The organism is Rhodococcus sp. 05-2256-B1, from assembly GCF_002258465.1.
Lineage (GTDB): Bacteria > Actinomycetota > Actinomycetes > Mycobacteriales > Mycobacteriaceae > Rhodococcoides > Rhodococcoides fascians.
Window position 1 is genome coordinate 1 of record NZ_NOZA01000040.1, and the last position, 660, is coordinate 660.

The 660-nt window shown below is 61.5% G+C and carries 3 protein-coding genes; all 3 read left to right on the plus strand.

Annotated features, from left to right (window positions below; all coding sequences use genetic code 11):
• A partial coding sequence (locus tag CH285_RS25415; protein WP_303396229.1) for a carboxyl transferase domain-containing protein occupies positions 1 to 244 on the plus strand: 244 nt, incomplete at its 5' end.
• On the plus strand, positions 241 to 516 hold the full coding sequence (locus CH285_RS25420) for an acyl-CoA carboxylase epsilon subunit (RefSeq protein ID WP_094642613.1): 276 nt from the start codon (positions 241 to 243) through the stop codon (positions 514 to 516). The genes CH285_RS25415 and CH285_RS25420, both read left to right, overlap by 4 nt.
• 14 nt (positions 517 to 530) lie before the next feature.
• Positions 531 to 660: biotin carboxylase N-terminal domain-containing protein (locus tag CH285_RS25425; protein WP_141214848.1), on the plus strand; the 130-nt coding region annotated here is incomplete at its 3' end.

Consider the following 660-nt stretch of genomic DNA (forward strand, 5'->3'; position numbering starts at 1 on the left):
CGTCTACCGCAAGCAGTTGCTCGAGGCGGCGAAGAACGGTGAGGACGTCGATGCGTTGCGGCTGACGTTGCAGCAGCAGTACGAGGACACGTTGGTCAACCCGTACGTCGCGGCCGAGCGCGGGTATCTCGATGCGGTCATCCCGCCCAGTCACACCCGCGGGCAGATCGTGACCGCGTTGCGACTGCTCGAACGCAAACAAGTGACCCTGCCCCCGAAGAAACACGGAAACATCCCACTATGAGCGACACGAAGCATGACGCAGTGAGCGGCGAAGCGAATCATGACGCAGTGAGCGAAGCGAATTCTGCTGCTGCGTCGGATAGTTGGTCGTTTCGCGGAAGTCCGACGGACACCGAGATCGCTGCTGTCGTTGCGGTTCTGACTGCCGCGCAGTCGTCGGCGGCTGAGGACGTGCCGGCCCCGATCGATCTGTGGGGTCGACCGGAAGATATGCATCGCTACGGACTCGCCAGTGCCCCAGCTCTTTTCGTCAATGCCCGATTCGGCCAGTGAAGGACTTCGCACAGATGACCACCTCTACCTCCCATAAGAAGATTTCCAAGGTTCTTGTTGCCAATCGTGGTGAGATCGCGGTTCGGGTGATCCGGGCGGCCGCTGATGCCGGGCTGGCCAGTGTCGCTGTGTACGCCGAACCCG